General features: G+C 71.1%; 22 protein-coding genes. 18 read left to right on the top strand and 4 right to left on the bottom strand.

From position 1 onward, the window contains the following. Positions 1 to 48: 48 nt before the first annotated feature. A complete protein-coding gene (locus ACFYL6_RS01475) occupies positions 49 to 900 on the bottom strand; it encodes an alpha/beta fold hydrolase (protein ID WP_387166018.1) in 852 nt (283 codons plus the stop codon). Positions 901 to 1,081: 181 nt separating this feature from the next. On the opposite strand from ACFYL6_RS01475, the gene ACFYL6_RS01470 reads away from it, so the two are divergent. The 5 genes from ACFYL6_RS01470 to ACFYL6_RS01450 all read left to right on the top strand — a co-directional run bounded on the left by ACFYL6_RS01470 (position 1,082) and on the right by ACFYL6_RS01450 (position 3,269). Further along, a complete protein-coding gene (locus tag ACFYL6_RS01470) occupies positions 1,082 to 1,402 on the top strand; it encodes a hypothetical protein (RefSeq protein WP_387166016.1) in 321 nt (106 codons plus the stop codon). After that, complete coding sequence (locus ACFYL6_RS01465) at positions 1,396 to 1,683, top strand: hypothetical protein (RefSeq protein ID WP_387166014.1); 288 nt, start codon at positions 1,396 to 1,398, stop codon at positions 1,681 to 1,683. Before ACFYL6_RS01470 ends, ACFYL6_RS01465 begins: the two co-directional genes overlap by 7 nt. A gap of 60 nt (positions 1,684 to 1,743) precedes the next feature. Beyond that, the gene (locus ACFYL6_RS01460; protein WP_387166012.1) at positions 1,744 to 2,610 is read left to right on the top strand and encodes a metallophosphoesterase family protein; all 867 of its coding nucleotides are present in this window, start codon (positions 1,744 to 1,746) and stop codon (positions 2,608 to 2,610) included. A 141-nt stretch (positions 2,611 to 2,751) separates the two neighbouring features. Further along, on the top strand, positions 2,752 to 2,985 hold the full coding sequence (locus ACFYL6_RS01455; RefSeq protein WP_387166010.1) for a hypothetical protein: 234 nt from the start codon (positions 2,752 to 2,754) through the stop codon (positions 2,983 to 2,985). Continuing rightward, the gene (locus ACFYL6_RS01450; RefSeq protein ID WP_387166008.1) at positions 2,961 to 3,269 is read left to right on the top strand and encodes a hypothetical protein; all 309 of its coding nucleotides are present in this window, start codon (positions 2,961 to 2,963) and stop codon (positions 3,267 to 3,269) included. The genes ACFYL6_RS01455 and ACFYL6_RS01450 overlap by 25 nt, the downstream gene beginning before the upstream one ends. Positions 3,270 to 3,285: 16 nt before the next feature. Here the strand turns inward: ACFYL6_RS01450 and ACFYL6_RS01445 are convergent, their stop codons facing one another. Next, the gene (locus ACFYL6_RS01445) at positions 3,286 to 4,035 is read right to left on the bottom strand and encodes an alpha/beta fold hydrolase (protein ID WP_387166006.1); all 750 of its coding nucleotides are present in this window, start codon (positions 4,033 to 4,035) and stop codon (positions 3,286 to 3,288) included. Between the two features lie 312 nt (positions 4,036 to 4,347). Here ACFYL6_RS01445 and ACFYL6_RS01440 point away from each other — a divergent pair, with 312 nt between their 5' ends. Together ACFYL6_RS01440 and ACFYL6_RS01435 are read left to right on the top strand one after the other, a co-directional pair. Beyond that, entirely contained in the window at positions 4,348 to 5,187 is an 840-nt protein-coding gene (locus ACFYL6_RS01440; protein ID WP_387166004.1) for a helix-turn-helix domain-containing protein, read from the top strand. A gap of 65 nt (positions 5,188 to 5,252) precedes the next feature. Then, on the top strand, positions 5,253 to 5,834 hold the full coding sequence (locus ACFYL6_RS01435) for a dihydrofolate reductase family protein (RefSeq protein WP_387166002.1): 582 nt from the start codon (positions 5,253 to 5,255) through the stop codon (positions 5,832 to 5,834). Positions 5,835 to 5,946: 112 nt separating this feature from the next. Here ACFYL6_RS01435 and ACFYL6_RS01430 read toward each other — a convergent pair whose 3' ends face one another. Beyond that, entirely contained in the window at positions 5,947 to 8,334 is a 2,388-nt protein-coding gene (locus ACFYL6_RS01430; protein ID WP_387166000.1) for a discoidin domain-containing protein, read from the bottom strand. A 124-nt stretch (positions 8,335 to 8,458) separates the two neighbouring features. Continuing rightward, on the bottom strand, positions 8,459 to 9,511 hold the full coding sequence (locus ACFYL6_RS01425; protein ID WP_387165998.1) for a GDP-mannose 4,6-dehydratase: 1,053 nt from the start codon (positions 9,509 to 9,511) through the stop codon (positions 8,459 to 8,461). A 211-nt stretch (positions 9,512 to 9,722) separates the two neighbouring features. On the opposite strand from ACFYL6_RS01425, the gene ACFYL6_RS01420 reads away from it, so the two are divergent. The 11 genes from ACFYL6_RS01420 (at position 9,723) to ACFYL6_RS01370 (ending at position 22,950) form a co-directional block, all read left to right on the top strand. Further along, the gene (locus ACFYL6_RS01420; protein WP_387165996.1) at positions 9,723 to 10,844 is read left to right on the top strand and encodes a sugar transferase; all 1,122 of its coding nucleotides are present in this window, start codon (positions 9,723 to 9,725) and stop codon (positions 10,842 to 10,844) included. Then, entirely contained in the window at positions 10,837 to 12,402 is a 1,566-nt protein-coding gene (locus tag ACFYL6_RS01415; RefSeq protein WP_387165994.1) for a lipopolysaccharide biosynthesis protein, read from the top strand. Before ACFYL6_RS01420 ends, ACFYL6_RS01415 begins: the two co-directional genes overlap by 8 nt. Continuing rightward, positions 12,399 to 13,247 (top strand): class I SAM-dependent methyltransferase, encoded by an 849-nt coding sequence (locus tag ACFYL6_RS01410; protein ID WP_387165992.1) that lies wholly within the window; start codon positions 12,399 to 12,401, stop codon positions 13,245 to 13,247. The genes ACFYL6_RS01415 and ACFYL6_RS01410 overlap by 4 nt, the downstream gene beginning before the upstream one ends. Then, the gene (locus tag ACFYL6_RS01405; protein ID WP_387165990.1) at positions 13,247 to 14,098 is read left to right on the top strand and encodes a class I SAM-dependent methyltransferase; all 852 of its coding nucleotides are present in this window, start codon (positions 13,247 to 13,249) and stop codon (positions 14,096 to 14,098) included. The genes ACFYL6_RS01410 and ACFYL6_RS01405 overlap by 1 nt, the downstream gene beginning before the upstream one ends. Continuing rightward, positions 14,098 to 15,405 (top strand): glycosyltransferase family 2 protein, encoded by a 1,308-nt coding sequence (locus ACFYL6_RS01400; RefSeq protein WP_387165988.1) that lies wholly within the window; start codon positions 14,098 to 14,100, stop codon positions 15,403 to 15,405. The genes ACFYL6_RS01405 and ACFYL6_RS01400 overlap by 1 nt, the downstream gene beginning before the upstream one ends. After that, complete coding sequence (locus tag ACFYL6_RS01395; RefSeq protein WP_387165986.1) at positions 15,398 to 16,558, top strand: glycosyltransferase; 1,161 nt, start codon at positions 15,398 to 15,400, stop codon at positions 16,556 to 16,558. Before ACFYL6_RS01400 ends, ACFYL6_RS01395 begins: the two co-directional genes overlap by 8 nt. Then, on the top strand, positions 16,555 to 17,871 hold the full coding sequence (locus tag ACFYL6_RS01390; RefSeq protein WP_387165984.1) for an O-antigen ligase family protein: 1,317 nt from the start codon (positions 16,555 to 16,557) through the stop codon (positions 17,869 to 17,871). The genes ACFYL6_RS01395 and ACFYL6_RS01390 overlap by 4 nt, the downstream gene beginning before the upstream one ends. Next, entirely contained in the window at positions 17,868 to 18,815 is a 948-nt protein-coding gene (locus tag ACFYL6_RS01385; protein ID WP_387165982.1) for a glycosyltransferase family 2 protein, read from the top strand. The genes ACFYL6_RS01390 and ACFYL6_RS01385 overlap by 4 nt, the downstream gene beginning before the upstream one ends. Beyond that, entirely contained in the window at positions 18,815 to 20,014 is a 1,200-nt protein-coding gene (locus ACFYL6_RS01380; protein WP_387165980.1) for a glycosyltransferase family 4 protein, read from the top strand. Before ACFYL6_RS01385 ends, ACFYL6_RS01380 begins: the two co-directional genes overlap by 1 nt. Beyond that, positions 20,014 to 22,011: a hypothetical protein gene (locus ACFYL6_RS01375; protein ID WP_387165978.1), complete on the top strand. Its 1,998-nt coding sequence runs from the start codon at positions 20,014 to 20,016 to the stop codon at positions 22,009 to 22,011. The genes ACFYL6_RS01380 and ACFYL6_RS01375 overlap by 1 nt, the downstream gene beginning before the upstream one ends. A gap of 75 nt (positions 22,012 to 22,086) precedes the next feature. Then, positions 22,087 to 22,950: a TylF/MycF family methyltransferase gene (locus ACFYL6_RS01370; RefSeq protein WP_387165976.1), complete on the top strand. Its 864-nt coding sequence runs from the start codon at positions 22,087 to 22,089 to the stop codon at positions 22,948 to 22,950. The last annotated feature ends 46 nt before the right edge of the window (positions 22,951 to 22,996 follow it).

Below are 22,996 nucleotides of genomic sequence, written 5' to 3'. Positions count from 1 at the left end.
TCGCGGCGCCGTGCTGGCGCTGGCGTCCGATCGGCTACCCGGGACGGATCAGGCGCGAGCCTTTGCCGGCTGCTTCATGAAGTCCATGATCGCCTTGTTGACGTCGTCGGCGTTGGTCCACGGAAGACCGTGCGGCGCGCCCTTGAGCGTGATGAGCTTGCCGGTCGGCATCATCGGCCCGAGTCGCTGGCCGGTCACCGGGTAGGGCAGCACGTTGTCCTTGTCACCCTGCACGATCAACAGCGGCACGTCGACCTTCGGCAGGTCGGGGCGGAAGTCCTCCTGCCAGGCGGTCACGCTGTCGTGGTTGGCCTTGGCGGAGGCCATCGCGCCGATCTGCCAGTGCGCCCGGTACGCCTCCTCGCTGACCAGCTTGCCCTTGTTCTCGCTGTAGTTGAAGAACGCGTCGCAGAACTGGGTCAGGTAGGCGAACCGGTCCTTGATGATGGCGTCCTGGAAACCCTTGAACAGGCTCCGGTCGACGCCCTCCGGGTTGTCGTCGGCCTTGGCCAACATCGGTTGCAGCGGGCTGAGCACAACGGCCCGACTCACCCGCTGGGAGCCGTAGTTGCCCAGGTAGCGGATCACCTCGCCGGTGCCCATCGAGTGCCCGATGAGGGTCACGTCGTTCAGGTTCAGCTCGGTCATCAGCACGTCCAGGTCCGCCGCGAACGTGTTGTAGTCGTACCCGAACGTCGGCTGGGCCGAGTTGCCGTATCCGCGCCGATCGTAGGTGATCGTCCGGTATCCGGCGTTGAGCAGCTGGGTGGTCACCTTCTCCCAGGTCGCGCCGTTGAACGGGAAGCCGTGGATCAGCACCACCGGCTTACCGGAACCGTGATCCTCGTAGTACAGGTCGATGGGCGCGGAGTTTTCCGTCCCCACGGTGATGAAAGGCATGTTTTGTCTCCTGCTCCGGTCTCGGGCTGTCGGACGCCCCGCGCTTTCCCGTCGGGTCGCCGGATATGCGGGCCAGCGAGGCACATGGGGAGCCGGCCCACACACCCGCCTCCCCATCGACATTTATCAACCTCATCGGTAGGGTCGCCGGTAGGAAAGTTTCGGCGTACGGGAGGTGGGCATGCTTCGACGAATCCGCACGGCGGCCGCCGCATTGGCCGTCGGAGCGGCGGTGGCCGCCCTGGGCGCCACGCCGGCCCAGGCCGACCCGGTGGTGCCACGGCACGCCATCGTGGTCTGCCAGAGCGCCAGCTTCTACGCCAACTACGACTCCGCCGGCGGGCCCACCGGCCTCAAGCGCACCCTCGTGTACGGCAACAAGATCGGCCACACGCCGGGGGCGCACCCGGTCTACAACGGGTGGGCGGCGTCCTTCGACTTCGGCCCGAACGACTGGGGTTATCTCCGCGCCGAGTGCATCGGCGGGTACGACTCATGGTGACCCGGCGTGGCGCCCTCGCCGGCCTGCTCGCCGGGATCGTCGCCGCCACCGTGACCCTGCCGTCCCCCGCACAGGCCGCCAACGGCACGATCGGGGAGCGGGAGACGGTGTGCGCGAGCGACCTGTTCGTCCGCACCCAACCCGTCGGCGCCTGGATGGGCACCCTCTACCAGGGTCAGACGTTCCTGGTCGAGGGTCCCCGCAGCGGCGGCTACGTCTACGGCTTCGCCTACGGGTACATCAACCGGCGCGGCTGGGTGCAGGACGGCTGGTTCTGCTGACGTGCCCACTGGCGGGACAGGGGTGTCCTGATCGGGCCGTGACGGCCTAGCCTCGGGGGGGTGAGCCTTCCGCCCCGACTGCGAGCTGTCAGCGACCTGCACGTCGGGCACCCGCAGAACCGCGCGTTCGTCCAGGAGCTGCGCCCCGACAACGACGGCGACTGGTTGCTGGTCGCCGGCGATGTCGCCGACCGGTTCGCCGACATCGAGTGGGCACTCGGGCTGCTGAGCAGTCGGTTCGCGCGGGTCGTCTGGGCGCCGGGCAACCACGAGCTGTGGACGCCGCCGCGTGACCCGGTCACGCTGCGCGGCGAGGAGCGCTACCGCGAGCTGGTGCGGATGTGCCGACGGCTGGGGGTGGTCACCCCGGAGGATCCGTACCCGGTGTGGGACGGCGACGGCGGTCCGGCCACCATCGCCCCGCTCTTCGTGCTCTACGACTACACGTTCCGGGTGCCGGAGGCGCGTACCCAGCAGGAGTCGCTGGCCCTGGCGTACGCGGCCGGCGTGGTGTGCACCGACGAGGCGCTGCTGCACCCCGACCCGTACCCGAGCCGGGAGGCGTGGTGCGCGGCCCGGGTCACCGAGACCGAACGCCGGCTGGCCGAACGCGACCCGGCGCTGCCGACGGTGCTGGTCAACCACTACCCGCTGGTGCGGGAACCCACCGACGTCCTGCGGTACCCGGTCTTCGCCCAGTGGTGCGGCACGGTCCGCACCAGCGACTGGCACCTGCGCTTCGACGCCGCCACCGTGGTCTACGGGCACCTGCACATCCCCCGCACCACGTTCCACGACGGGGTCCGTTTCGAGGAGGTCTCCCTCGGCTACCCCCGGGAGTGGCAGCCCCGAGGGCCGGTGCCCAACCCGGTACGCACCATCCACCCGGCGAACGACAGGCGCCGGCGCGCGTCCGTCACTGGGTGAGGCCAACCAACGTGGCCAGTCGCGCCACGCCGGCCGGTGCCGGCCGCGCGCGGGCAACATCGGCGATCACGGTACGCGCCAACGGCCGGCACCGAACCTCAGCCGGCGCGACCACCTGGACCGTCGGCTAGCGTCACCGAGGTGACCTGGACGGAGCCTGCCACCTGGTACGCCAACCTGGCTTCCTTCTACGCCGCCGCCGCGGCCTTCATCACCGATCCGGCCGGCGACGTGCTGCTCGTCAAACCCACGTACCGCGACCACTGGGCCTTCCCCGGTGGCTATGTCGATGAGGCGAATACCCGCATGATGCCTGTACCCGCGAGATCCGAGAAGAGTTGGGGATCTCCGTGGTGGTGGGTGACCTTCTCGTAGTGGACTGGGCACCGCCCGCCGGGCGGCGGCCACGCGCGATTGTCAGCTTCACGTTCGACTGCGGGTCGATCGCGAACCTCAATGGTCTCGTCCTGCCGGGACAAGAGTTGGAGGACGCGGCCTTCTTCTCGCCCAGGGAGGCCGAGCAGCGTCTTCCCGACAACGTCGCCACAAGAATTCGTGCGGCTATGAGGGCACGTGACCTACACGCTCCGCTGTATCTTGCTGGCGGTTCGGTCGTCCCACCATCCTCCCGGCCGACACAGCCTCCTGATCCGCCGTAACAACACCACCGGCGAACTAGCCCGTGGTGGCGCGGGCGGCACTGTCGATGAAATCAGCTACCGGGCCGGGTTGCGACACTGCCACGGCGTGAGACGCCTCGATCTCGACCGTGGTGGACCCGGCCCGTTGGGCCATGAAGCGTTGCAGGTCCGGCGGAATGCCCAGGTCCCGGGTAGAGATCAGGGTCCACGACGGGATGGTCTTCCAGGCGACCTTGGCCACGGACCCGGTCTGGGCGCTCTCGGTGGGCGGCCGCTGCGTAACCGCCATCACCTCGGCGACGTCGGGTGCGACGTCGGCGGCGAACACCGCCGGGAACTTGTCTTGCTCGATGTACTGCTCCATGCCAGTACTACCGTCGGGCAGACGACAGGGAACCATCTTGATGGAAGTACCGAGTTGGCTCCCGGGATACTTCATGGTCAGGTCGAGCACACTTTCGCCGACGTCCGGGCTGATGCTGGCGACGTACACCAAAGCCTTCACGTTGGCGGCGCCGTCCGCGGCCTCGGTCATCACTGCTCCGCCGTACGAGTGTGCGGCCATCACGACCGGACCGTCCACGGTGTCCAGAACGGAACGGACGTAAGCGGCGTCTTCCTGCACACCGCGCAGCGGGTTGGCGACTGCCATGACCGGATAGCCTCGACGCTTGAGGTGAGCGATCACGCCATTCCAGCTCGACGAGTCGGCAAAGGCCCCGTGCACGAGCACGACAGTGGGCAGCCCTGCCTTCTGGCCGGACGCGTCAGGAGTTGCGTTCATTCAGCATCACCTTCCGAATTGTCACACTGCCGCTGGGCGTGGAAGCACGACGGTGAGCGGCGGAAACGTTCGATGGGGTGCCTGGATGGCGACCGCGAGGCGGCCCGAAATCCCGACCCGGTGCGGCACACCACAAGCATTCAGCACGGATGAGCCTTCCGTCAGCGAATCCGAGAAGACGGAGGCTCTTCACAATGCGAAGTGTCTTCGGTGCCGTTGATAGGCCATTTGTCGTCGAACTCGCCCAGAAACCAGCGCGGCTGGACCATTTCGGCACACGATTGTGGGCGAGGTGTCGGCGATACTGTGGGCGTGGAGTACGTGTCCAGAGTGCCGCGACCGCCGCTGGACGGGCTCATCGACGACCTTTACTACCTGGAGGGTGCGCCGCCGTACGCCCGGCTGACGCTGCCGGCAAGTCCGGCGGCGCTGCTCATCATCAATCTCGGGCCGCCGTTCCTCATTCGGGGCGGCACCGACGTCGAGACGGCCGAGTACGCCGACGGCTGTGTGGTCACCACGCCCACCCGCGCGTTCGATTTCGGCTACCCACTCCGGACCCGGTCCGTCGGCGTGCACTTCAAGCCGTGGGGGCTGGCGCCGTTCCTGCCGATGCCCGCGTCCGAGCTGTGTGACCGGCCGGTGACGGTAGAGCAGGTCTGGGGCCGGCCCGCCATTGCCGAGCTACGAGACCGGCTGGCCACGGCCGAGGGACCGCACGAGATGCTGACGCTGCTCGAGCAGGAGCTGATGCGACGGCTGGGCGACGCGGCCGGCCTGGGGCTGGTCCGCCATACGAGCCGCGTCATCGCGGCGACCAGCGGGGCGGTGGCCATCGACGACCTGAGGGTTTCAGCCGGTGTGAGCAGCACTCACCTGGCACAGCGCTTCAAGGAACTCGTCGGCGTCACGCCTAAGCGGTTGGCCCGCACCTACCGCTTCACCGCCGCCGTGTTCTCGATGAACCCCACCGAACCGATCGACTGGGCCGAGCTCGCCAGTAGCGCGGGCTACTTCGATCAGGCTCACTTCGGCCACGAGTTCCGGGCCTTCACCGGGCTCACACCGACACGATATGTCGAAGTCCGGCGGCGGTTCCTGCGCGAACATCCCGGCCATGTGCTGGACGGCTGGCCGTTGCCGACCGATTGATTCCTTACAAGAGCGACAGCCCACGAAACTCTAATCTGAGGGCATCCCCAAACAGAGGAGCGCCCATGGGCACGGTGGTCATGTACAGCTCGGTGTCGGTGGACGGCTTCATCGCGGACGAGAACGACCAGCCCGGACCGCTGTTCGACTGGTTGCTCAACGGTGAGGTGCCGTTGGACGAGAGCGGCCAGTTGAAGGTGTCGCAGACGTCCTACGACTACACCCGGGCGTACTGGGACCAGATCGGGGTGACGATCGTCGGCCGCGACGTCTTCGACATGACGGACGGCTGGGACGGGAAGCCTCCGGGCGGGGTCGACCACGTGGTCGTCGTGACGCATCGGCCGAAGCCCGAAGGCTGGGACCCCGAGGCGCCGTTCCACTTCGTCGACGGTGTCGAGGCAGCCGTGGCCAAGGCGCAGGAGCTCGCGGGTGACCGCCTCGTCGAGGTCGCCGCTGGCGACGTCGGTGGCCAGGTGCTTGCCGCGGGCCTGGTCGACGAGGTGCGCATGGACGTCGTACCCGTGGTGTTCGGGTCCGGTAAGCGCTACTTCGGGTCGGTCCACGCGCAGCACCTGTTGGAGGATCCTGACGTGGTGATTCAGGGCAACCGGGTGCTTCACCTGCGCTATCGCGTACGCCGTTGACCGATGTGAGCGGGTGCGCGGAGAAGCCCGATGCGAACGGTCGGCACCGGTGGGCAGGCGTTCGGTCGCGGGGGCGGCCGCCGGTCGGCGTCCGGCGGCCGCCCACGTCCAATCAGCTGGCGTAGACCTCCAGCGTCGACAGTTGCCCGGCCGGCCAGCCGGTGTTGCCGGTGACGGAGATCCGCACGTAACGCGTCTGCGCGGCGGTGAAGGTGAGCGTCACCTGGTTACCGCTGGCCGGGTTGAAGGTCCGCCCCGCCGACCCGACAAGCGTGTTGAAGCTCCCCCCGTCGGTGCTGCCCTGCACGGAGAGGGTCTGCGTCCGGGTGGCCCAGGCGGTGGCCGGGGGCAGCTTCAGCACCACCCGCCCGACCGTGCGCGTCGCGCCCAGGTCGACCTGCACCCACTGCGGGAACGCGTTGTTGGCGCTCTCCCAGTAGCTGTTCGCGTCACCGTCCACCACGTTGCCCGATGCGTAGCTCTGGACCTGACTGCTCGCCGTGGTGGATCGGCCCCGGGCGAGGTCCGCGTTGGCCGCGGCGTCCGTGGTGACGGTGACCGCGGTGGACGCGGCCGAGGTGTTGCCGGCCGCGTCTCGGGCGGTGACGGTGAAGGTGTACGCGGTGGACGGGCTGAGCCCGCTCACCGTCGCCGTGGTGCCCGTGACGGTGGCGACCACCGTGCCGCCCTGACGCACCTGGTAGCCGGTCACCCCGGTGTCGTCGGTGGAGGCCGTCCACGCCAGGGACACGCTCGTCGAGGTCTTGCCGGTGACCGTGAGGCCGCTCGGCGTGGTCGGCGGGTTGTCCGGGACGGTGCTCCCGGCGTACACCTCGACCTGGGCGAGTTGGGCGGCCGCCCAGCCGGTGTTGCCGCTGATGCTGAGACGGACGTAGCGGGCTGTGGTGGTCGTCAGCGTGCGGGTGACGGTGTTGCCGGTGGCCGGGTCGAAGGCGAACGCGGACGCCCCGGCGATGGTGGCGAAGGAACTGCCGTCGACGCTGCCCTGCACGGTGATGGTCTGGGTGCGCGCTCCCCAGCCGGCGGGCAGCCGCACCACGAGCTTGTTGACCTGGTGGCTGGCGCCGAGGTCGACCTGCCACCAGTGCGGGAAGGAGCCGCCGCCGCTCTCCCAGTAACTACTGGCGTTCGAGTCCACCGCGTTCGACGCCGGGAACCCGCCGCCCTGGCTGCTCGCCGAGGTGGGTCGGCCGGCGGCCAGGTTCCCGGTGGCCGGTGGCGGGGTGCCGACCATCGGCGGTGTGGGGCGTACCGCGGTGAGCGCGAGTTGGCCCTTGAGCATCCGGCCGCCGTCGGCGGTGATCCGCAGGTAGTAGTCGGAGGAGCAGGCCACGCCGTCCTCGTCCAGGGCCCGGATGTTCGCCCCGGCCGGGGTGGTGGCCTGGGTCTCGGACGTCTTGGCGATCTGGTTGCCCTCGTTGTACTCGTCGAACATGGACACGTACAGGCCCTGGGAGCCGAGCCGGACCATGTTGTAGATGTGCCGCCAGTAGAAGTCGCCGTGCTTGCGGTGCCCCCCGGCGAGGTCGCCGGGCATCACGCAGGGCAGGTAGTCGATGCCGCGCGCCGCGCAGTCGGCCATGTCGCCGACGTTGACGTTGTTGTAGTACGAGTCCAGCTCCTCCACGGTCCTGGCCCGGTAGACCATCCAGGGCGAGATCGCGTTGAACGCGTGGTAGACGTCGAGGAAGCCGGGGCGGGAGTCCTCGATGCCCTGCCGCCACCAGGTGGGCACGCCGCCGATGACGTAGCAGCCCTGGGCCTTGAACCAGTTGATGACCTCCAGGCAGGGGCCCGGGGTGAAGGGTCGGCTGGGCTCGCTGAAGCCGAAGCCCCAGATGCAGACGACCGGTTTGCCGTTCTGCCGGGCGTACGCGGAGGACGCGGTGTGCGCCGCCATCTTCGTCGTCCAGTCGGTCTTGATCTCCGATTGGAAGGTCAGCCAGTCGGTGACGTCGTACATGATGTAGAACTTGCGGCTGTAGCGTTCGGCGGCGGAGCGGACCTTCTGGGTCATCGCGTCGCGGGTCGGGCCCTCGTCGCCCATCGGGTTGAACCGTTGCAGCGCGGCGGTGTCGCAGCCGTTCTCCTGCATCCAGCGGAAGTGGGTGTCCACAGTCTGCTGGTCGTACGAGGAGAAGAGGGTGGCCGGCTGGCCGTTGCCCAGGTTGGGGTACGCGGTGGGGTAGGTGCGCGTGTACTCGCGCATGTCCGGCCAGGACACGATCGTGGTGTTGGCGGGTGACGGCGGCTGGAACCGGTCGCGGCTCCAGTGCCACCATCCGCCGATCGGCGCCCCGTCGCCGGGTGCGCTGAACCAGCCCTGGTAGCCGACCGTCACCTTGCCGACCACGTCCCCGGGGGGACTGGCGGCCTGCGCGGGGCTGGACATGCTGGTGAGCAGCTCGGTGGTGGAGGCGGTGGCGAGGGCGGACCCGGCCAGCACCGATGTGACGAACCTGCGGCGGGAGACCGCCATGACGACCACTCCTTCGGGACGGAAGGCATTGACGGCCATCGTGGCAGCAGTGGATGCCGACCCGCAAGAGTTAGACTGATCGATGAAATTACCAATCAGATGACGGGAATTACGCGCTAGCCCGTCAGTGGCTGATGGCCCGCTCCAGCGCCCGCACCGGCGACAGGATCTGGCTGCCGGCCTGGCGGCGTCGGGCGTCGCGCACCGTCATCCGTACGCCCTCGGTGAAGCCGATCTTGGGGTACCAGCCGAGCAAATCGCGCGCCTTCCTGGTGTCCAGCGCCATGTTGCGCACCTCCCCCGGCCAGGGCAGCGGCTCGTAGCGGGCCGCGTTGCCGACGCCGGACGCCTCCCGGACCGTGTCGTACACCTCGTTCACACTCGTCTGCCGACCCGACGCGATGTTGACCATACCCACCCCGGGTTGGTGACAGGCGACGGCGATCGCCTCGGCGACGTCGCTGACGTGAATGAAGTCCCGGGTCTGCGTACCGTCGTCGTAGATCACCACCTGCCGACCCCCGAGCAGCGCGTCGGCCATCAGGGACACCACGCCGCAGTCGCTGCCCTCCTGCCGGGGCCCGTAGACATTGCCGAACACCATCGAGGTGTACGACAGGCCGTGCTGACGCCCGTACCAGTCGAGGTAGTGCACGCCGGCGGCCTTGCTGACGCCGTACGGGCTCACCGGAGCGATCGGATGGTCCTCCCGGACCGGCAGGTCGTGCGCGGCGACGCTGCCGAAGATGGCGCTGCTGGACGCGTTGATCACCAGCCGTACGCCGCCGCGGGCGCAGGCGTCCAGCACGTTGACGGTGCCGAACACGTTCACGTCGGCGTCGTACAGGGGTGAACGACGGGCCGCGGGAACGCTCGGCTGTGCGGCGAGGTGCACCACCACGTCCGGCTGCCACTGGTGGATGACCTCGACACCCTCCGGCGTACGGATGTCACCCGACACGACGTCCGCCTCGGTCAGCCCGCCGTACGCGGCGTCGGCCAGGTTCTCGATCCGGCCGGTGGAGAAGTTGTCGAGCACCCGGACCTGGCTGCCCATCAGCATCAGCCGGGCGACCACGTGGCTGCCGATGAAGCCGGCGCCCCCGGTCACGAGCACGCGCCCGGGAATCAGGTCCGTCGGCGGGTCGACACCGACGGCAACAACTGGCAGGTCCATGTGGAACTCCTTGGTACGACGGGGCTGTCGGCCCTCAGCGGGCACCGGACGACCGGGCACGACCGTAACCCACCAAATACCCCTTAAACGGATGTTTCATCCAACGCACGAGTCGGATATGCGAGGTTCGGCGCGAGACGTCCCGTTTTTACCTATCCGGGACTATTGGGGCATTTGTGACTAGTAGCTTACTCCCGGGGTGCTCGCCCGCATGCCCTCGAAGCACCTGACGGAGAAGGAGGTCGGCGCGTTGAGAAAGACCCCGGGACCCGTGACCGCGGACTCGACTCCGGTGCCGGGCAACGACAGCGCGACCCCGCACGACCCCGCCACCGCACCGCACTCCGAAGCGCCACAACGCCCGGAGATCCCGCTGCAGCTCCAGGAGTTGTTCGCCCGCCACGAGCAGACCACCCGACCCGACCAGCACCGACGGCGGACCCGCGTGGTGGTGCTCGAGGCGAACGACGCGGCCACCACGCCCGACCGCCTCGACGAGGAGTTCGACGTCGCCGTCCGACTCCCGGTGCCGACCTGCGCCGAGGAGTTCGCGAGGGTGCTGGCCCGCGTCCGCCCTCGACTCCTGTTGCTCAAGCACTCCCTGGAGAGCATCGACGACCGCATCATCACCAGTTGCCTGAGTGCCGGCGTCGAGATCATGGTGCTGGCCCGACCCGTCTACGGGCTGCTGCGGGCACCCGCGATGGCGCGCTTCGGTGGGCTGCCCTGGATCCGGCTGGGATCGGGCGGCACCGGCCGCCCCCGTGGCGAGCGGCTGAAGCGGCTCTTCGACCTCAGCGTGATCCTGCTCAGTGCGGTCGTGGTGATCCCGCTGATCGCGGTGGTCGCCGCCGTCGTGTCGGTCACCGGCCCACCGTTCTACCTCCAGCAACGCGTCGGCGCGGGTGGCCGGCCGTTCCGGGTGGTCAAGTTCCGGACCATGCGGGTCGGCGCCGAGCAGGCCACCGGCCCGGTCCTGGCCCTTCCGGACGACGTCCGGGTCACCCGACTGGGGCGCTGGCTACGACGGTCCCGGCTGGACGAGTTGCCCCAACTCTGGAACGTGTTGCGCGGCGAGATGAGCCTCGTCGGGCCTCGCCCGGAACGGCCGGAGTTCATCGCCGGCTTCGACCGGCTGCCCGACTACGACCTGCGGCACCTGATCCGGCCGGGGCTGACCGGCATCGCGCAGCTCACCGGCGGATACGCGGCCACCGTCGAGGACAAGCTCCGGTGTGACCTGCTCTACCTCAACTGCCGTTCGATGCGTGTCGATCTGACCCTGTTGCTACTGACCGTCGTCGAGCTGTTCCGGGGGTTCCCCCGTGGCTAGTACGGCCCACGCGGTCGAAACCCGGGTCACCCGCAACACGGCCAGCATGCTGGCCGCGCGGGTGGTCATGGCGGTGTCCGGGCTGGTCTCGGTCCCGGTCGTCTACCAGCGGCTCGGACCGCGGGAGTTCGGGATCTGGGTCGTGCTCGCCGGCCTGCTGGCGATGGCCGCGCTGATCGACCTCGGACTCGGCTCCGCACTGGTACGCGAGGTGGCCCGGGCCGAGAACGCGGCCGACCGGGACGTGGTGCGCCGACTGCTCGGGCTGGGGCTGGGCTGGGCCGTGCTGCTGGGCCTTCTCACCCTGGGAGTGCTCGGTGCCTGTTGGCCGTGGCTCGTCGGGCTGCTGCGCCTCGGTGACCTGGCCGACGAGGCGTGGCAGGCCACCCTCTGGCTGGTCGTCGGCCTGGTGGCCGGTGCCGTGGAGCTGCCGTGGCGGGCCGTGCTCGAAGGCGGCCAACGGTACGGGTCGCTCGCCGCGATCAGCGCCGGCACCGCGATCCTCGCGGCCATCCTCACCATCCTGGTGGTACGCCTCGGCGGTGGCCTGGTGGCGTTGGCCGCCTCGGCCGCCGCGACCGGGGCGATCCGCACCCTCCTGCTGGCCGCGACGACCCACCGCCAGTGCCCGGACCTGTCCCCACGATGGGGGCGGACGGACCTGGCCGAGATCCGCCGGATTGGCGGCTACGGCCTGCGCGTGCAGGTCTCCAGTGGCGCCGGCATGGTCAACGTGGAGCTCGACCGCCTCGTCCTCGGTGGCGCCTTCGGCCCCGCCGTGGCCGGCGGCTTCGACCTGGGCGGTCGCCTGCTCAACCTGCTCCGCCTCCCCCCGGGTTTCGCCCTCATCGTGCTGTTCCCCGCGGCGGTCGCCCGCACGGTGACCCTGGGAACCGGCTGGCTGGACCGGTTCTACCTGGCCGCCACCCGGTACCTCGCGCTGTTCCTCGCCCCGGCCACCGCGGCCCTGATGGTCGGCGCCGACCCGCTGGTCCGGCTGTGGCTGGGTCACCAGGTCCCCTGGGCCGCGGCGAACATCATGATCCTGGCGCCCGCGTACGCCCTCAACCTGATCAGCGGGGCGGCGACGATCGCCGCTCGCGCCGAGGGCCGGCCCGGGTTGGAGACGCGGTACGTGCTGCTCTCCGTCGTCCTCAACCTGGCCCTCACCGTGCCGATGCTGCTGCTGTGCGGGCCGCTCGGCGTACCGCTGTCGACCGCGCTGGCGGTGGTGCTCAGCACCGGGTACTTCCTGGTCTACTTCCACACCGCCACGGCCCGGCCGCTGGCCCCGCTGGCGCGGGTGATCTGGCCGCCGCTCGCCGCGGCCGTCGCGGCCGGGTTGGTCACCGCGGCGGCCAGCCAGTACCTGCCGGACGGCCCGGGACGACTCGACGCCGCCCTCGCGGTGTCCACCCGGGCGGGTCTGACCCTGCTCGTCGCCGGCACGCTGCTGGTCGCCGGCGGACACGTCGGCGCGAGCGACCGGATACGGCTGCACCGGCTGCTGCGGGCACCGACGGCCGTGCTGTCGCCGAGCACGGGCGGTCCGCGATGAGCGTCGACCACCGCACCGCGCGGTGCGTGCTGTGTGGGCCACGGCAGGCCCACCTGCCCCGACTCGGCGGGCTGCTGCGCCGGTGCGAAGGCTGCGGCTTCAGCTGGACCGCGCAGGAGCAGGCCGCCGAGGACGGGCGCTACGACGAGGACTACTTCACCGACGGCGGCTACGACGACTACTTCCGGGCCGCGCCACGCCGGTTCGAGGCACGGCGCCGGCTGCGCTGGCTGCTCTCCACCGTCCGCCCCACCGTGCTGCTCGAAGCCGGTCCCGCCGGTGGTTACTTCCTCGAAGCGGCGCACCGCGCTGGCATCACCGCCAGCGGCATCGAGGTCAGCCACGCCGCCGCCAGCTTCGCCCGCGACCACCTGCACATGCCCGTACGCCAGGGCTACTTCGAAACCATCGCACCCACCCTCACCGCCGACGTCGTCTGCGCCTTCCACGTCCTCGAACACGTCGAAGACCCCCGCGCCTTCCTGCACGCCGCCCACACCGCCCTCACCCCCGGCGGCTGGCTCGTCCTCGAAGTGCCCAACATCGCCTCCGCCGCCGCCCACCGACTCGGTGCCGACTGGCCGGGCCTGCAACCGCGCTACCACCGTTGGCACTTCACCCCCGACACCCTGGTCCGGCTGGTGACCGACCTCGGCTTCGAGGTGGTCCGGCAGGACACCACGGTCTTCCGCTACTACATGCCGCTGGCCTACCGACTGCGGCACGCACGACACCTGCTCCCCGCCGACGTGGTCGGGCTCCGCTCACCGCGGCTGACCCACCCACGCCTCGGCGACCTACTCCGGGTGATCGCCCGGGCGCCACGAACCAGACGGAGTACCTGATGAAACTCGATGGGATCGAGCTGGTCCGCTGCCAGCTCTGCGGCCGCGCCGGTGGGCACTCGCCGACCCTCGGCGACCTGCTGTGGAGCTGCCCGGACTGCGGTTTCGTCTGGACCGCCGGCACCGCCCCGGCCCCGGAGGACCTCTACGACGAGGCGTACTACACGACGGACGGGTACCAGGACTACTTCGCCTCCGCCGGTCAGCGCCGGTTCGAGGCGAGCCGGCGGCTGCGCTGGCTGCTGTCCGGCGTCCGTCCCACCGTCCTGCTCGAAGCCGGCTGTGCCGGGGGCTACTTCCTCGAAGCCGCCCACCAGGCCGGCATCGACGTCAGCGGCATCGAGGTCAGCCACGCCGCCGCCAGCTTCGCCCGCGACCACCTGCACATGCCCGTACGCCAGGGCTACTTCGAAACCATCGCACCCACCCTCACCGCCGACGTCGTCTGCGCCTTCCACGTCCTCGAACACGTCGAAGACCCCCGCGCCTTCCTCCGCGCCGCCCACACCGCCCTCACCCCCAACGGTTGGCTCGCCCTCGAGGTACCCAACATCGCCTCGGCCGCCGCCCACCGACTCGGCACCGACTGGCCCGCGATCGCTCCCGCGTACCACCGCTGGCACTTCACGCCGGACACGCTGAGCCGGATGCTGGTGGAGTCCGGGTTCCGGGTGATCTCCCACGACACGGTCTTCTCCCGCTTCTACTGGCAACCGGCGGCGCGACTGCGCAACGCGCGCAACCTGCTGGTCGCCGATGTCGCCGCCAGCCGCTCGCCCCGGGTGACGCACCCACAGCTCGGCGACCTGCTGCGGATCTTCGCCCGCCGCGACGACCGGGCGGTGTCGTGATGGGCGCTCCGTTGCTGTCGGTGCTGCTGGTCAGCTGGAACACCCGCGAGCAGACCCGGCAGTGCCTGGAGTCGCTGGCGGCGACCGTCGACCCCGAGCTGGACTACGAGGTGGTGGCCGTCGACAACGGCTCGTCCGACGGCTCGGCCGACCTGCTCGCCGACCAACCCCGGGTCCGACTGATCCGCAACAACCACAACACCGGGTTCGCCGCCGCCGTGAACCAGGCGTACCGCCGGGCGAACGGGCGGCTGATCCTGCTGCTCAACAGCGACATCCGGTTCCACTCGGGCGCGCTGTCCCGGATGGTCGACCACCTGCGGGAGCGGCCGGACGTGGCCGGGGTCAGCCCGCTCTACCTCAACCCGGACGGCAGCTTCCAGCAGCACTACGTCCAACAGCCCAGCTTCACCGCCACCATCGCCCTGGTGACCGCGCTGCGCCGACTGCCCGGGTTCCGCCAGGCGCTGCACCGGTTCCAGATGCGGGGCGAGGACTTCAGCCGTCCCCGGCGACTCGCCTCGGGCAGCTGCATGCTGCTGCGCCGCGAGGTGCTCGGACAGCAGACCATCTTCGACGAGACGTTCCCCGTCTACTGGAACGACGCGGTCCTCGCGCGGCAGCTCGACCAGGCCGGGCACGAGCTGTGGATGCTCCCGGACGCGGTGGTGACGCACGGCCGGGGCGCGTCCTGCCGGCTGCTCGGGCCGACCATCCGCTTCCGACACCTGCTGGGCAGCCTGGTCGGATATCTGCGGATGACCCAGCCCCGGTACCGGTTGCCGGTGTTCCGGGCCGCGCTGCTCGCCGACCACCTGGTCAAGCGGCTCTTCGGTCGATCCGTACAGCTGGGCCTGGGCGACCTGCTCGCCGCGCTGCGCGGCGACGTCGGCCCGCTGCCCGACGGTGACACCCGCGACTGGGTGGTCCTGTTCAGCCGAACCCGATGGTCCGTCGACGGGCATTCGGCGGTGCTGGGGCAGCTGGCACCCGGGCAACGGTTGCTCGTCGTCGACCCGCCGGGACGCCAACCGCGCTGGCGGTGCGAGGTGACGCCGATCGGCTCGGCGGCCTGGCACGCCGTCGCACCGACCGCGCTGCCGTTGGGTGACTCGGTACCGCTGGTCAACTGGATCAACCGGCGGATCGCGGCCGGCGCGTTGCGGGGCTTTCTGGACCGGCACGCCGGCGCCCGCCTGCTACGACTCGACGACGAGCGCGCCCGCCCGGTGCTCGGCCGCCTCGGCGAGGACGAGGTCCTGCCCGCCGGAACGGCACGGCCGATGGAGTGGTCGGGCCGTGGCTGAGCAGACGACTCGGCAACCGGCGGCCGCAACGGTCGTCCCGCCCGCCGACGACAGCGACTGGGTGGTCATCTTCAGCGGCACACCGTGGGCGAACGGCGCCCACCGGCAGCACGCGCTGGCCCGCGAGCTGACCGTCGACCACCGGGTGCTCTTCGTCGACCCGGCCGGGCACCTCCCGCGCTGGCGGGTGCAGATCCGGCAGGTGGCCGACGGTCTGTGGCAGTGTGCCGGGCCAGCGCTGCTGCCGTTCGGCCGGCACCTGCCCCCGGTCAACCGTGCCAACCGCTGGCTCGCCGCGCGCGTGCTGCGCCGGTGGTTCCGGCGGCGGGCGGCGTCCGTACGACTGCTGTGGCTGGACGAGGACCTGGCCGCGCCGGTCGCCGCCCGGCTGGACGCGTCCGCAGTCGTCTACGACGCCACCGACCTGGACTGGACGTTCACCCGACCCTGGAACCGTTGGCACCTGCGCCGTGCGCTGCGCTCCGCCGTCGGCGCCGCCGACCTCGTCCTCGCCTCCTCCACCGCGCTACCGGAGCGGATGCCCGCCTCCGACCCGGCACCGGTGGTGCTGGCCAACGGCTGCGACCCGGACCGCTTCTCACCGGACGGCCCGGTCGCGCCCTGGTTGCTGGGCCTACGCCGACCACTGATCGGCTACAGCGGGGCGGTCGACACCCGGGCGTTCGACGCGGATCTGGTCGCCGCGGTGGCGCGGGCCCACCCCGAGTGGACGTTCGTGCTGATCGGTCCGTCCACCCGGGCCGGCCGCGCCCCGCTCACCGGGCTGTCCAACGTGGAGCTGGTCGACGCCGTCGGCTTCGCGGACGTCCCGCGCATCCTGCGCGCCTGCGACGTCACCATCATTCCCTACCGGGTGGGCGGGCTGATCGACTACGTGCACCCGAAGAAGTGCTACGAGTACCTGGCCCTCGGCAAGCCCGTCGTCGCGACACCGCTGCCGGCGCTTCTCGGGCTGTCCGACACCATCGCCCTCGCCGCCGACCCGCCGAGCTTCGCCGCGGCGCTGGCCGACGCGCTGGAGCGCGCGAGCGCGCCGGACGACGCCGCCCGACGCCGGCAGGTCGCCACCCGCAACAGCTGGTCGGTACGGGGCGTCCAGCTGCGTTCCCTGTTGGCGGGGTTGCCGCGATGAGAGTGCCGATCGTCGCGCCCGGTGTGGTGCTCGCCGGCGCCGCGCTGGGCGGTGTGGTCACCGTGGTCACCCTGCTACCCGGACCGGTCGGCCTGGCCGCCGCCATCGGAGTGCTGTGTTTCGGTGCGTTTCTGCTCTGGCCCTGGGCCGTGCTGCCCGTCGGCGTCATCGGCGGGGCCGTGGTCGGCGCCCTGCTCAGCGGCGGTGACGTGCGCGGCTACATCGCGGTGAAGGTCCTGCTGCTCGCCGCTGGCGGCGCCGCGCTGGCCGTGCGCCACTGGTTGGGGGTGGAGACGAGCGGCCGACGCACCGTCGCCGACGTGGGGATGCTGCTCCTGGTCGGGTTGACCGTGGTGGCGGCCACCTACGGGCTGGCCGTCGGCAACCTCCCGGCGGAGGTGCTGGTCGCCGCGTACCAGGTGGCCACGATCCCGGTGTACTTCTTCGTCGCCACGTACACCCTCACCACGACCCGTCGGATCCTGGCCGCCGGCATCCTGTACGTGGTGCTGGCGGGGATCTTCACCGCCATCTCGGTCGCGGCGCCGGGGCGGCACGGCGGGCTCATCACCCTGATGGCCATTCCCGCGCTGATCTGGATCGCCGGCCGGGTGCGGGGCTGGCGTCGAGCGGGCGCCCTCCTGCTCGGCGGGTTCTTCGCCGTCGACGTGCTCCTCGCGTCGTACCGGGGGATCTGGCTCGCCGCCGCGCTGACCGCGCTGATCATGCTCGTTCGCGGCGGTCGCACGGTCCGGACCGGCCTGGCCGCCACCGCCGCAGTCGCGGTCGCGGTGGCGGCGATCCTCGCCCTGCAACCGGGGGTACGGGAGCGGGCCGGCGAGATCACCAAGGGGTTCGAGCAGTCCGCCGGTTACCGCGGGGTGGAGTCCGAGGTGGGCCTGGGCGTCTTCGCCGACCAGCCGCTGGTCGGGGCCGGCCTCGGGCAGACCACGCCGGACATCTACCTGTCCGGGTTCACGTTCACCGACGTCGGGCCGGTGTACCACGCCTTCTACGTCACCGTGCTGGCCAACCTCGGGCTGGTCGGGCTCCTGCTGGTTCTCTGGCCGATCCTGCGCAGCATCCGCGTCGGCCTGCGCGGTCGGGACGGGATAGCCCTGCCGTTCGCGGCGCTGTCCTGCGGTTTCCTGGCCGCCGCCCTCTTCGCGGCGCCGACCGACGGGCACTGGGAGCTGGGCCTGCTGCCGGCGCTGACCCTCCTCACCGCACACCACGAGGGAGCGCGGCTGCGGCGACCCGTCCGGCCGCCGCTGCCGCGCGGCGCCCTGGCCCGAACGGAGGTGCCGGCATGAGCGTGGCCGACGCCACCGCCGTGGTGGTCACCCACAACTCGGAGCGACAGATCGTCGCCGCCCTGACCGCGCTGCGGCAGGCGCAGGTGCCGGTGCGGTTGGTGGACAACGCCTCCACCGACGGCACGGTCGACCTCGTCCGGCGCCGCTTCCCGGAGGTGACGGTCCTCGCCAGCCCCACGAACAGCGGGTTCGCCACCGCCGTGAACCGGGCCGCCGCCGGGGTCGACACCGACGTGGTGCTCCTGGTCAACCCGGACTGCGTGGTCACCCCCGGCACGGTGGCGGAACTGGTCCGGGTTCTGCGCGACCGACCGTCGGTGGGCATCGCGGGACCACGGCTCATCGACGCGCACGGCCGGGTCGCGATCAGCGCCCACCGGTTCGAATCCCTCGTCACGGTGCTGGCCAGCCGGTTCGGTGGGGCGCTGGTGCCGGTCTCGCTACGGCGGCTGCTCAGTGGCCGGCAGCGCCGGGCCGCGTACGACGCGTGTGTGCGCGGAGCGCAACCGGTGGCGGTGGACTGGCTCTCCGGTGCCTGCCTGGCGGTGCGTCGCGAGCTGTTCGTGGCGGTCGGCGGCCTCGACGAGGGCTACTTCCTGTACTACGAGGACGAGGAGCTGTGCCTCCAGGCGGCCCGGCGCGGCGCCGAGGTGCTGTACGTGCCCTCGGTGACCGCCGTGCACACCGGCGGGGCGAGCAGCTCCGACCCGGCCTGGATCTGGCCCCACCTGTACCGCAGCATGCTGCGGTACTTCGCCCGCCACCGAGCCGGCACCCTGCGCGCCGTACGCGGCGTGGTGCTGCTGCGCGCGCTGATCGGTATCGGACTGGCCGGGGCGCGGATGCCCCTGCAACCCCGAGCCGGGACGGCCCGGCTGCGGGCCTGGACCCGCGTCGGCCGAATCGCGGTCACCCGACCTGAAACGAGAGGAGGAGCGTGATGCACGTCCTGACAACGGTCGTCGGCAAGCGCACCGAACACTGGACGGACCTGTTCGACGCTTTGTGCGAACAACCGGACGTCACGCTCACCGTGCTCGCCGCGGACGTGTCCCCGGCGACCCGACGCGAACTGGCCCGGCTGGCCCGCCGACACCACCGGCTGCGGTACCACGTCGTTCCGCACCTGCTCGGTGAGTCGTTGACCGGGCACATGGCCTCGGTGCTGTTCCGGCTGCCCGGCCAGCACGACGTGACCACCGCCCGCCCGGACATCCTGCACGTCATCGGCGAGGCCGCGTACCTGACCACCTGGCAGGCCCTGCGGCTGCGGCAACGCTGTTGGGCCGGGGTGCCCACCACGTTGTACGCCGCGCAGAACGTGGTCACCCGGTTTCCGGTGCCGTTCCCCCGCATCGAGCGGCAGTCCTACCTGTCCGTCGACCACGCCTTCCCGATCACGCCCGCGGCGCTGAACGTGCTGCGGGTCAAGGGTTACCGGGGCCCGGCCACCATCGTGCCGCTCGGCGTGGACACCCGGATGTTCCGGCCACTGCCCACCGATCCGGCCGCGCGCCCGTTCACGGTCGGGCTCGTCGGGCGGTTCGAGCCGCACAAGGGCGTGGTCGACCTGCTGCGCGCCGCCGAGCTGATCGACTGCGACGTGTCGCTGGTCGGCGACGGCAGCCTCGGCGACGAGATCGCGCGGGCCGCCGCGCGCCGGCCGGGCCGGGTGCACCGGCACGGCTGGGCCGGGCACGCCGAGCTGCCCACTCTGCTCAACGACATGGACGTGTTGGCGATGCCGTCGGTCGAGGTGGTGCAGCGCAACACCCTGCCGTGGATCGGCATTCCGCTGCGCGAGCAGTTCGGCCGGGTACTGGTCGAGGCGATGGCCTGTGGCGTACCCGTCGTGGGCAGCGACGTCGGCGAAATCCCGTACGTGGTGGGCGACGCCGGTCTCGTCTTCCCGGCCGGCGACGTGCCCGCGCTCGCCGCCCGCCTCGCGCGACTGCGCGACGACCCGGCACTCGCCGGCCAGTTGGCCAACCGGGGGTTGGCCCGCGCCGGCGCCGAGTTCGGCTGGGACCGCATCGCCGAGACCCTCTGCACGACCTGGCGGGGACTGCGGTCCCCGGCCCGGTCCCTCCGCACATCGCCCGCCGAGGCCGGGCACCCAACCAGAGAGGCGATCGCCTGATGAGCGCGTCGATAGATGTCAAAGGTCTGCTCGGTGCCTCCTGGCGCCGGGTGGGCGTACCGCTGCTCGGCCTGTGCGCGGGCCTGGCCGCCGCCCAGGGAGTGACCCAGCTCCTTCCGGCGCGCTACGAGGCGGAGGCCTCGGTGCTGGTGAGCGCCGAGCAGACCGACGAGGACCGACCGGTGGATCTGGCCCTCGCGCAGAACCTCACGCCCACCATCGCCCGACTGGTCGGGTCCCGGGAGGTCGCGCTGGAGGCGGCACGGTCGCTGCAACTGCCCGAACGGGCGGTACTGGGGCACGTCAGCGGCGAGTACGAACTCGGTCTCCAGATCATCACCGTGCACGCCAGCGCCGGCACCGGTACGCAGGCCGCCGCGATCGCGAACGCCGCCTCCCGCGCCGTCAGTCAACAGCTGGGCCGGCTGGACATGGGCGGCTCCACAAGCATCAACGCCCGGGTTCTCGACACCGCCAGCCCGCCGGCACGACCGGCCTTCCCGAAGCCGCTGCTGAACGGCGTGCTCGGGGCACTGGCCGGGCTGCTGGCCGGCTGGGGCGCGACCATCCTGCGCGACCGGTTCGACAGCCGGCTGCGCGACATCGGCCAGATCGAGGCGCGCCTGGGCCTCCCGGTGATCGGCGTGCTGCCGAAGCTGCCGCGCCGATTCGCCCGCCACCACGCCGCCGCGCTCTACGCCCGCACCGACGTCGCCGACGCGGTACGCGCCACGATCTCGACGCTCAGTGTGCTCACCGCTCCCCTGCCCCGTCGACGGCTGCTGGTCACCAGCGCACACGACGACGACGGCAAGGCGTTGGTGACCGCCCTGCTCGGTCTCGGCATGGCCGACGAGCACTGCCGGGCCACGCTTGTGGACGGGGCGGTACGGGACCCGGTGCTGTCGGGCCACTTTCCGGAGGCGCCGCACACCTGGCAGCAGGTGCTGACCCAGAAGCGCCCGCCGGTGCGCCTGGTCGACTTCCCCACCCTGACCGTGCTGCCGGCCGAGCCCCGCGAGGGCGCCGACACGGAGGCCCTGCACGAGCTGGGTGGGCTGCTCAACGCGCTGGGCGAGGACGAGGACTGCGTGATCGTCCACGCGCCGCCGATCCTGGCCGGACGGGAGATCTCGGCGTTCGCCCAGCACGCGGACGGCGTGCTGCTGGTCGTCCGCGCCGGCCGGACGAACCTGGACGACAGCACCCGGGCGGCCCGGCTCGTGCAACAGCTCGGGCTTCCGTTGGCCGGTGTCGTGGTGATCGGGGCGGTGTCCCGTACGGACCACCGGCCGAGCAGCGAGCAACCGGCCCTGGTGCCGGGCGCGGCCCAGGACGCCCTGGTGCTGCCGGCGACGAAGGCGGGCGCTCAGGGCGCGGTCATCCGTGAGCTGGTCAGCGCCCTGGTCGAGGACAAGTCCGGGCCACCCGGACGGCACCGCCGACAGAGCAACAGCTCTGGTGAGCCGGCCGGCCGGACCGTCGAGGGCACGACTGTCGAGCGTAAGTCCGTCGAGCGCAAGCCGGCCGAGAGCGCCCCGGTCGAGCGTCATTCGGCCGAGAGTACGACGGCCGAGCGCACCCCGGTGGGCACGATGGCGCCGCCCGCCGAGGCGTCGGCCGAGCCGACCCGGATCGAGGATGCCATCACCCAGCCGAACCCGCGGGTGACGGACGTCCCGGACCGGCCCGAGCAGGTCCCGACGGCCACCGCCCAGCCCGAGCCCACGGCTCCGGCCTGGGGCGGCGCTCCCGCCGTGGGAGGTGTTCTCGGTCGACCGTTGGCTCGGCCCGAGTCGGCCTGGCGGTCACCGGTGGCGGAGGCGGCGGCGCCGAAGTCGTCCCCGGACGCCTCGACGGCCAACCTCACGGATTGCTGGCCGCACTTCGGGCAGGAACTGCTGGCCGCCGGCCGGTCGAGTGCCGAACAACCCTCCACCGGGCCGGTCGTCCTGCGGCGGGCGGTATCCGTCGGCGACGCCGATCGCTGGGGCTGACGACTATCGGCGGCCCGTCCGCGACGGGCCGCCCGCCCAGCTGGCCACGAACGACACTGACAAGGAGATAGGCCGATGAGTGAGATGTTGGTACCGACACAGACGTCCGGGCCGTCGCTGGACGACCCCCGCGCCCTCTACTGCGACCTGCTCAAGAAGGCGCTGACCCGGTACGTCTTCCGCGAGACGTGGATGCCCTACCAGCCGCGCCAGGGGTCCCTGCACGGGCGGATCCTCCAGCGGGGCCGGCACCTGCTGCGACGCAAGGGCCTGGAGCTGGTGCTCCAGTTCCCCTTCGACGAAGAGGCGCGGGCCACCGGTCGGGACTGGCCGCCGGAGGCCGAGACCATGATCGGGCTGCGCCGGCTGGACAACCTGGAGCGATGCGTCAAGGACGTGTTGGAGCGGGGCGTACCCGGTGACCTGATCGAGACCGGCGTGTGGCGGGGCGGGGCGGTCATCTTCATGCGCGGGATGCTGCGCGCCTACGGCGACCGGGACCGGACGGTGTGGGTCGCGGACTCGTTCCGCGGCCTGCCGAAGCCGGCTGCCCACCGGGTCGAGGACGTCGAGGACGCGCTCTGGCAGGTGCCCTTCCTGGCGGTGTCGTTGGAGCAGGTGAAGGCGAACTTCGAGCGGTACGGGCTGCTCGACGACCAGGTCCGGTTCCTCAAGGGCTGGTTCTCGGACACCCTGCCGACCGCGCCGGTGGAGCAGATCTCGGTGATGCGTCTCGACGGGGACCTCTACGACTCGACGATGGTGGCGCTGCGCTCGCTCTACCCGAAGCTGTCCGTCGGGGGTTACGTCATCATCGACGACTACCACGCGGTACGCGGCTGCAAGCAGGCCGTCGACGACTTCCGCGCCGAGCACGGCATCGTGGACGAGCTGCACCAGGTGGACTGGACCTGCCGCTACTGGCGGCGGTCGCGCTAGACCCGCGCCGACCAGGCAATGGCGGGTGGGAGGTCCCAGGACCTAC

The organism is Micromonospora sp. NPDC007208, from assembly GCF_042869175.1.
In the GTDB taxonomy this organism is placed as follows: Bacteria; Actinomycetota; Actinomycetes; order Mycobacteriales; family Micromonosporaceae; genus Micromonospora; species Micromonospora foliorum.
The sequence above is the reverse complement of the archived record's forward strand: the minus strand, read 5'-3'. Positions and strand labels throughout refer to the sequence as shown.